The sequence below is a fragment of the Nitrosomonas sp. genome (assembly GCF_019752415.1).
In the GTDB taxonomy this organism is placed as follows: domain Bacteria; phylum Pseudomonadota; class Gammaproteobacteria; order Burkholderiales; family Nitrosomonadaceae; genus Nitrosomonas.
Window position 1 is genome coordinate 1 of sequence record NZ_JAIEME010000029.1, and the last position, 7,796, is coordinate 7,796.

General features: G+C 42.2%; 9 protein-coding genes and 1 rRNA gene. 2 read left to right on the forward strand and 8 right to left on the reverse strand.

Features of this window, described 5'->3' with window-relative positions:
• Window positions 1–54 precede the first annotated feature (54 nt).
• From K2P83_RS05635 to ispD, 8 genes are all read right to left on the reverse strand, one after another.
• Window positions 55–489 (reverse strand): hypothetical protein, encoded by a 435-nt coding sequence (locus tag K2P83_RS05635; protein ID WP_292927141.1) that lies wholly within the window; start codon window positions 487–489, stop codon window positions 55–57.
• A complete protein-coding gene (locus K2P83_RS05640; RefSeq protein WP_292927143.1) occupies window positions 486–1,682 on the reverse strand; it encodes a site-specific integrase in 1,197 nt (398 codons plus the stop codon). The genes K2P83_RS05635 and K2P83_RS05640 overlap by 4 nt, the downstream gene beginning before the upstream one ends.
• Before the next feature lie 367 nt (window positions 1,683–2,049).
• Window positions 2,050–2,781 carry a uracil-DNA glycosylase gene (locus tag K2P83_RS05645; protein WP_292927145.1) on the reverse strand — a complete coding sequence of 244 codons (732 nt, stop codon included), beginning with the start codon at window positions 2,779–2,781 and terminating at the stop codon, window positions 2,050–2,052.
• Window positions 2,778–3,239 (reverse strand): ribosomal protein S18-alanine N-acetyltransferase, encoded by a 462-nt coding sequence (gene rimI, locus K2P83_RS05650; protein ID WP_292927147.1) that lies wholly within the window; start codon window positions 3,237–3,239, stop codon window positions 2,778–2,780. The genes K2P83_RS05645 and rimI overlap by 4 nt, the downstream gene beginning before the upstream one ends.
• On the reverse strand, window positions 3,236–3,910 hold the full coding sequence (gene tsaB / locus K2P83_RS05655; protein ID WP_292927149.1) for a tRNA (adenosine(37)-N6)-threonylcarbamoyltransferase complex dimerization subunit type 1 TsaB: 675 nt from the start codon (window positions 3,908–3,910) through the stop codon (window positions 3,236–3,238). The genes rimI and tsaB overlap by 4 nt, the downstream gene beginning before the upstream one ends.
• A 94-nt stretch (window positions 3,911–4,004) precedes the next feature.
• Window positions 4,005–4,553 (reverse strand): RNA 2',3'-cyclic phosphodiesterase, encoded by a 549-nt coding sequence (gene thpR / locus K2P83_RS05660; RefSeq protein ID WP_292927151.1) that lies wholly within the window; start codon window positions 4,551–4,553, stop codon window positions 4,005–4,007.
• The gene (gene ispF, locus K2P83_RS05665) at window positions 4,546–5,043 is read right to left on the reverse strand and encodes a 2-C-methyl-D-erythritol 2,4-cyclodiphosphate synthase (protein WP_292927153.1); all 498 of its coding nucleotides are present in this window, start codon (window positions 5,041–5,043) and stop codon (window positions 4,546–4,548) included. Before ispF ends, thpR begins: the two co-directional genes overlap by 8 nt.
• Window positions 5,040–5,747, reverse strand: coding sequence for a 2-C-methyl-D-erythritol 4-phosphate cytidylyltransferase (gene ispD / locus K2P83_RS05670; RefSeq protein WP_292927155.1), 708 nt, complete (start codon window positions 5,745–5,747; stop codon window positions 5,040–5,042). The genes ispF and ispD overlap by 4 nt, the downstream gene beginning before the upstream one ends.
• 249 nt (window positions 5,748–5,996) lie before the next feature.
• On the opposite strand from ispD, the gene prfB reads away from it, so the two are divergent.
• Window positions 5,997–7,104 (forward strand): peptide chain release factor 2 gene (gene prfB / locus K2P83_RS05675; protein WP_292927157.1). Its coding sequence is split into 2 segments (ribosomal slippage): window positions 5,997–6,077 and window positions 6,079–7,104, totalling 1,107 coding nucleotides; the frame shifts between segments, so codons are not numbered across the junction.
• 318 nt (window positions 7,105–7,422) lie between these two features.
• Window positions 7,423–7,796: ribosomal RNA gene (locus K2P83_RS05680) — 16S ribosomal RNA — on the forward strand; the annotation flags it as partial.

Genomic DNA, 7,796 nt, shown 5'->3' on the forward strand with positions numbered 1-7,796 from the left:
CGTAGTACCCTACGCACTGATTTCCCCTGGTCAATTTTCAACCGGCACAGGTGGTCAATTTTGAACCGGTATCAACAGTCCCGGATCTTTTAGAATGATCTCCCTCAACTTAAGGTACACCCGGCCTTCTAATAAGTATTTTTTTCTTAACGCGTTAAGGTTCGCACCCTTGGGAACGGGTTTGCAAAACACATCGTCCCAGCTTTTTTCTGCATAAGTTGCAATACGATCAAAAGAATTTATATAAGCTTCCGCCACCCATTCAGGCATGACAAACTTAAAATCAGCACAAGTTCTAATAGCTAACATCAAAGCAAATTTATCGCCGCCTCCGTACCGGGTCTGGTATTCGTCCAACGAATGCAAAGCGCTCCATCTTAAAAAAGGTGAATTTATTCCCAACATTTCTCCGCCGCTTAGCTGATATTCTGCATCAGCGTTCAGAGCTTCCTCTTTCGTCCAATCTTTGTTCACCGAAATATCCATCATTTCGAACGTTTCAACGGTACAGCATCAGCCGGTTTCTTTAATCCTCCGGCCGTCATCATTGCGCTTGTTGCCCGGTTGACTGAATCCCTTACCGGGTCCAAGTCAAGCCTGGCATATATCGCCGTTGTGCTAGGGTTTTTGTGATTGAGTGACTTCCCAATGATCGCCAATGAAGCGCCTGTTTTGCATTGCCAGCTCCCCAGCGTGCGCCTTAGGTCGTGAATTCGCAGATTGTTGATTCCAGCACGCTCTAGGATTCGCTGCCAGCCTCTTGCCGGATTCATTAAATGACTTAATTCACCACGTCCGGGAAAAACAAATACAGCATCATTTAATGGTTTTCTGTTCTGTAATATCTCGACGGCCTCGGGTGATAATGTGACAGTCTGCGGGGCGCCGTTTTTCGTTTCATCAATTCGCCATTCATGACGATCGAAGCTTATATCTTGCCAGCGCATGGCCTGTACATTGGAGCGCCTTGCACCGGTCAGTAATGACATTAATACATAATCCCTGATTGTTCCATTGGGCTCGTCTGCCAGTGCTTGAAAGAATCGCGGCAATTCATCCCCTTGAATGAATCTTTCACGGCTTTTTTCTTTATTCCGTCTAATGCCTGTGGCGGGGTTTGTTTCCCATAGCCCTTCTAATATCGCCCATCCAAAAATACCGGATATTAGCGACTTAACACGATTAGCCGTGATCGGGTGCCCTGCTCTGGTAATGCTTAGGTGTATATTTTTAATGCTTGATCGGTCAATAGCTGATAGTTTCTTTTTACCCAGTGGTTTTTCAAGATACAGCCTGTACTGTGATTCATCTTCCCGCCATGTCTTTTTGTTGTGGCGTGAATATTGCTCCATGTAATCGCCAAATAATTCAGCAAAAGTAAGTTCCTCTCTGGTGCCGCGTTTGATCGCAGCGGGATTTTTGCCGCTTGCAATATCCCCGGCTATTCGGTCATATGCAAGCCGCGCCTTCTCGATGGTCATATCAGGATAACGACCAAGAGTTATGCGCTCTGGGGTGCTGCCATTGATGCGCTTATAAAATGAAAAGGTTTTTACACCAGTGGAAGTAATGCGAAGCTGTAACCCGGCTGTTTTTATATCGTGGTAGGTATCACGCTTACCGGGATCTGGTGTTGATAATGCGGCTATAGTTTTCTTGGTGAAATTGAATTTATTTTCCATATTTTGGCCTATGCGGGGTTACACCGGGGTTACACAATAGGTTAAATATGATACTATTTCACATATCCTCATTAACCTTGATATGATTGTAACATACTGATTAACATAGTTACATTAATGTTTGTTAAGTTGTGTTAATTCTGTGAATCTCGGACAACCGATCAGAAATTCACCAAATTAGTATTGGTAAAATAAGTTATGAATATTCGTTAAATAAACAGCTTATGGGCACCTCTAAAAATTTAAATTTCGTCACAGCACTTTGTTGCTCAAAAAAAATGTTTCCTTACATATCAGTTATATGCTGCATTACCATTTTTTGCTCGCGCCTCGTTTTATTTGCAACTTTAAATTTTTAGAGGCGCCCTTATGTTATTGACTGCATAGTTGATTGGGCAAAGCATAAATCTTTCCAAGCTTTTGCTTTCTCTGGGAGAGCGCGCAATAAATAGGCAGGGTGGTAAGTGACTATCAGGGGTATGCCTGAATAATCATGTATTTTTCCACGCAAGCTGGAAATACTGTCTTCACACTGGAGAAGGTTTTGTGCAGCAACCTTTCCTAATGCAACAATAAGTTTTGGTTTAATCAGAGCAATTTGCCTCGTCAGATAAGGTTCACATTGACGAGCTTCATTGGCATTGGGGTTTCTATTATTGGGCGGGCGGCATTTTACGATATTGGTAATGTAGACTTGCTGGCCACGGTTCAGCTTAATAGCTGCCAACATTTGATCGAGTAGTTTGCCGGCCTGGCCAACAAAAGGTTCACCGGTTGCATCTTCTGTGGCTCCCGGCCCTTCGCCTACAAAGAGCCAATCCGCATTCTCATCGCCGACACCCAATACGGTTTGAGTACGTGTCTGATGTAAAGGGCAGGCAGTACACTGGGATACCGCTAATCTGAGTTGATCCCAATTCATTTGATGGATTTCTTGGCGCTGCTGTGAATCTTTTGTAGGATCAGGCGGAGATATCAAATTTCTGACTTCGATTGATTGTGATTCAAGCGACTGATTCTGTTTCCGGGTGCCTGATTTCTGCTGCCATATCGGCAGCAGATTCAATTCTTTGAGTATTTGTCTGCGTCGCGTATTCATAACATCAATTGCATGACAAGCGCATCTTCACGTCCGCACATTGCCGGATAATAACCTTTGCGTGTTGCAATGTGCTGGAAACCCATTTGTTTATAGAGCTGTGCGGCACCGTGATTAGATTCTCGGACATCCAGGAATATCGATTTTGCATTTTCTCCGCTGGCATGCTGAATAAAATGCTGGAGCAGCTTTTTACCCCAGCCCTTTTTTTGCCAGTCTGCGGCGATGCCTATGGTGAGAATATGCGCTTCTTCAGGACTCATCATCATGATTCCATAGCCGAACAGCACATCAGCTTGTTCTAAAACCTGACATACATAACCGGCCTTGATTGAATCGGCGAAATTTCCCAGTGACCAGGGGAAAAGAAAAATTTCTCGTTCGATCAGGATGACACGATCCAGATCCGATGAGTACATTTTTCTGAATTCGGCTGTCTGCTGCAATGTGCTATTCATCGCTCATTTTCCTTCAATGCGACTTTGTTACGTATATAGACAGGTGTTACATTAGCTGGATCAGTATTAGAACCATTAGTAAATTTGGGTAGCGCAAGTTGTGCTATTTCCCCAGCTTGCGGATGGAGCTTGAAATGGACCTGGTGAATATTTTCGCCATACAGTGCTGATAATTCTTTGCGATAGACATCAAAACCACTGCCGCATCCAATCCAACCATTACCCGCTACCGAGGGCGCATGCTGCGGTAAGCAGAGTGTCGGCGGACTGATAACTTGCCAGTCATAATTTGTTAATCTCTGATATGCGGCATGATAAATCTCGCCCATGCGGGCATCAAGTGCCACAATGATTTTCTGTTCCTCAATTTGCTGTGCCACTGCTTCAAGCGTGCTAATTCCTATAACTGGCAGATTGGTTGCATACGCCAAACCTTGAGCGACACCGCAAGCTATGCGCAGACCCGTAAAAGAACCTGGACCTGCGCCAAAAGCGATGCCATCTAATTGCTGCAATGCAAGTGCAGACTCTTCGAGGAGTTCATGAACCATAGGCAGAAGAATTTCAGAGTGACGGCGCTCAGCAAGAATTTCCTTGTTGAATATTTTGTCATCCAGGTACAGTGCAACAGAGCAGAATTCAGTAGATGTTTCGAGGGCAAGAATTTTCAAAATAGTTGAGTGACAAGGGTTTTAATTGAATGTAATCAGGTAACTTTGAGTTAAGGGGTATTTATATAGGATAAATTCTTCGATCAATATTGGCTTATTTCAAGTTCCACTGTTTCAGTGGAATATAATCAACACCGTGCTCAGTTTGTTTGGATTGAATAAGAGACCACTCATTCACTTCCCATTTGATTGGGATAGGTAGATCGATTTCTGCAGAATGAGTTGCTTTCCGGATTAGCGTAACATGTGGTTTGTAAATGTACTTATCAAATAAGAACCCAACTTCTGACAGAGCAGTCTTCAGTAAATCAACGAGAAAGAACAGTTCGTTAGGGAATTGATTTGCCTGGATATAAGTAATTTGATTGCGTTTCCAGTAGCAGACTTTGTCTAAACTTAGCTCAAATTTTTTTGCTGATATGTTTTTCATGGTTTGCTGCAGTGCTTCAATACGGTGAGTGCTGATATCTCCAAGGAATAACAACGTAAGATGGAAATTCTGTGTTCGAACTTTGCGTCCACCGTAAGTAGATTCCAGTATTTCGGCTTGATAAGCCAATTGTTTTTGTACAAATTCATTGGGAAAAATAGCGAAAAATACCCGAATAGATTTTATTTTTGTATCGGTACCTTTTTCAGACAATCTCATTTCTCGTGCGGTTAATTAAGCATACAACTTCTGCCACAATACCTTCTTTGCGGCCAATCGCACCCAAATGCTCGGCTGTTTTAGCTTTAATATTGATGTTAGTTGTATGCGTTTTCAGATCCTGCGCGATATTTGCAATCATCGCGGGGATATGTGGCGCCATTTTGGGTACTTGAGTAATAATGGTCGCATCAATATTGATAATGGTATAGCTATTATTTTCTAGCAAGCTGTATACATTGCGTAATAGCACGCGACTATCGATATTTTTATAGCGCGGATCAGAATCGGAAAAATGTTTGCCAATGTCTCCCAATGCTGCAGCACCAATAAGTGCATCACAAATTGCATGCAGCAACACATCCGCATCGGAATGCCCGAGTAATCCTTTTTCGTAAGGAATCGTTACTCCGCCAATGATCAACGGGCGGCCTTCAACTAATTGATGTACATCAAAACCTTGCCCTATTCTTATAGTATTCACGGATTATTCCTTTTCTGTATTATCAATTCTGCTAAAGCCAGATCTTGAGGGTAGGTTACTTTAAAATTGTAAGCATCACCAAGTACAAGTTTTGGATGAAATCCCAAAGCCTCAACAGCACCGGCATCATCTGTCACATTTATGCTTGTCGCGCTACGAAGTGCATGAGTGAGTAGGTCATAGCGAAACATTTGCGGCGTCTGTGCTTGCCATAAATTTTCTCTGGATTCAGTATGTGCCACGCGATTTTCAGTGTTACTACAGCGTTTTAAAGTGTCAGCCACAGGTACTGCTAATAATCCACCTACTTCGTCTATGGATAATTCATTGATTAATTTATCCAACTGAATTGAAGTTAAACAGGGACGAGCAGCATCATGCACTAGTATCCAATCATTCGAATCTACCAGGTTTTTTTGTTTTGCTGCAGTAAGGCCATTAAGCACACTATCCGCTCGAGTTAAGCCGCCACAGCTAAGCACGACTAGTTTTTCTGAAAACTCAGACCAATCATACTTGTGCCATTCGCCATCACTAGGCGCAAGTACGACAAATACGCCAGCAATGAACTGGTTCTGACATAGCGTACATATTGCATGATAAATCATAGGTCTGCTATTCAATGCTAGGTATTGTTTGGGAAGCTCATTGCCCATACGTGCGCCTGAGCCTGCTGCTGGAATCAATGCAAAAAACTTTGACATTATTAAGCTTATGAGAAATTAGATTAAGAGAAACGGGTTGGAATGTGAAACATGCATGAGAGTCACTAGCACTATTAGTTAACGATTATAATTTTTTTACAGGCCGATGGTTTGAAAAATTGAACCAGCACTCTAAAAATTTCTTCGGATTGCAAAGGAATAATGTGGCTTACAAGAGTTAACAACAGGTGCTCATGATCTATAGTGTACTAATAGGTATAATAAAAAATTAAATTTAAGGTGAAAAATATGGAAGCGGAACAAATCAATGCAGTTGCAAATCATCTTCAGGATTTAGGTAATCGAGCTAATGAATTACGGAGGTTTCTTTGACTTCGATACTAAACAAACCCGGCTGAGCGAATTAACCAGGCTTCTTGAAGATCCGGCGATTTGGAATGACAGTAAACGTACCCAAGAAATAGGCCGAGAGAAAAAATTATTGGAAGATACCGTTTTTACATTGGAATCGATGGAACAACAATTGCATGATGCACAAGAATTATTTCAGATGGCGAAGGACGAAGTGGATGTAGCTACTCTTGAAAGTATAGCGATTGATGTTAATAATGTGGAGAAAGTAATAGCAAATTTGGAGTTCCGGCGGATGTTTTCTGATCCAATGGATCCAAATAATTGTTTCGTGGATATTCAATCGGGCTCAGGAGGTACGGAGGCACAAGATTGGGCAGCTATGCTAGAGCGCATGTATCTGCGTTACTGCGAAAGACAAGGATTGACTGTTGAAATTCTGGAAGAATCGGCTGGTGATATTGCAGGTATTAAAAGTGCTACCTTAAAAATTACTGGTGATTATGCTTATGGATATTTGCGGACAGAAACTGGTGTGCATCGCTTGGTAAGAAAATCACCATTTGATTCAGGTAATCGTCGCCATACTTCGTTTGCGAGTGTATTTGTATATCCTGAAGTAGATGACACCATAGAGATTGAAATTAATCCGGCAGATTTAAGAATAGATACATTCCGCGCCTCAGGTGCAGGAGGCCAGCATATTAATAAAACGGATTCAGCTATCCGCATTACGCACAATCCAACAGGAATAGTTGTGCAATGTCAGAGTGGCCGATCACAGCATCGTAATAAAGCCGATGCGCTTGTTATGTTGAAATCAAGATTATATGAGGCAGAGCTACGTAAGCGTAATGAAGAGAAGCAAGCAATAGAAGAGACTAAAACAGATATTGGCTGGGGTCATCAAATTCGATCCTATGTTTTGGATCAGTCACGGATTAAGGATTTACGAACAAATATAGAAATTGGGAATACGCAAAGTGTATTAGATGGAGATCTTAATCACTTTATTGAAGCAAGTCTCAAGCAAGGCGTTAAATAAAAAACCACTCGAATAAAGCTGAGTAGTTGTATTTAAGAGCATTTCATGAAAAGCTTAATAAGCTCAATTCGACTAATTAGAATTATGTGTAAATATGTCTTGACCAGCATTTCGGAGTCTGTATAATTCGCCTCTCGCTACCAAGCAACAGATTAAAAAGTAGCAGCGTTCTTTAAAAAATTACAATCGATAGGTGTGGGTACTTAAAGAAGAAAAGGATTCGAAATAGAATCCAGAAATATATTAAGTACTCGCAAGGAAAGTAGATATTGGTTTTTAATCAACATCAAATAGTCAAGCGAGAGTTTTAACAGAATTAAACTTAAGAGTTTGATCCTGGCTCAGATTGAACGCTGGCGGCATGCTTTACACATGCAAGTCGAACGGCAGCACGGGTGCTTGCACCTGGTGGCGAGTGGCGGACGGGTGAGTAATACATCGGAACGTGTCCTAAAGTGGGGGATAACGCATCGAAAGATGTGCTAATACCGCATAATCTCTGAGGAGAAAAGTAGGGGATCGAAAGACCTTATGCTTTTGGAGCGGCTGATGTCTGATTAGCTAGTTGGTAAGGTAATGGCTTACCAAGGCGACGATCAGTAGTTGGTCTGAGAGGACGACCAGCCACACTGGGACTGAGACACGGCCCAGACTCCTACGGGAGGCAGCAGTGGGGAATTTTGGACAATGGG

Excerpts from the sequence above, each read along its gene's own strand:
- ispD (WP_292927155.1), bottom strand. The coding sequence starts at position 5,747 with ATGTCAAAGTTTTTTGCATTGATTCCAGCAGCAGGCTCAGGCGCACGT.
- K2P83_RS05640 (WP_292927143.1), bottom strand. The coding sequence starts at position 1,682 with ATGGAAAATAAATTCAATTTCACCAAGAAAACTATAGCCGCATTATCA.
- rimI (WP_292927147.1), bottom strand. The coding sequence starts at position 3,239 with ATGAATAGCACATTGCAGCAGACAGCCGAATTCAGAAAAATGTACTCA.
- K2P83_RS05645 (WP_292927145.1), bottom strand. The coding sequence starts at position 2,781 with ATGAATACGCGACGCAGACAAATACTCAAAGAATTGAATCTGCTGCCG.
- K2P83_RS05635 (WP_292927141.1), bottom strand. The coding sequence starts at position 489 with ATGATGGATATTTCGGTGAACAAAGATTGGACGAAAGAGGAAGCTCTG.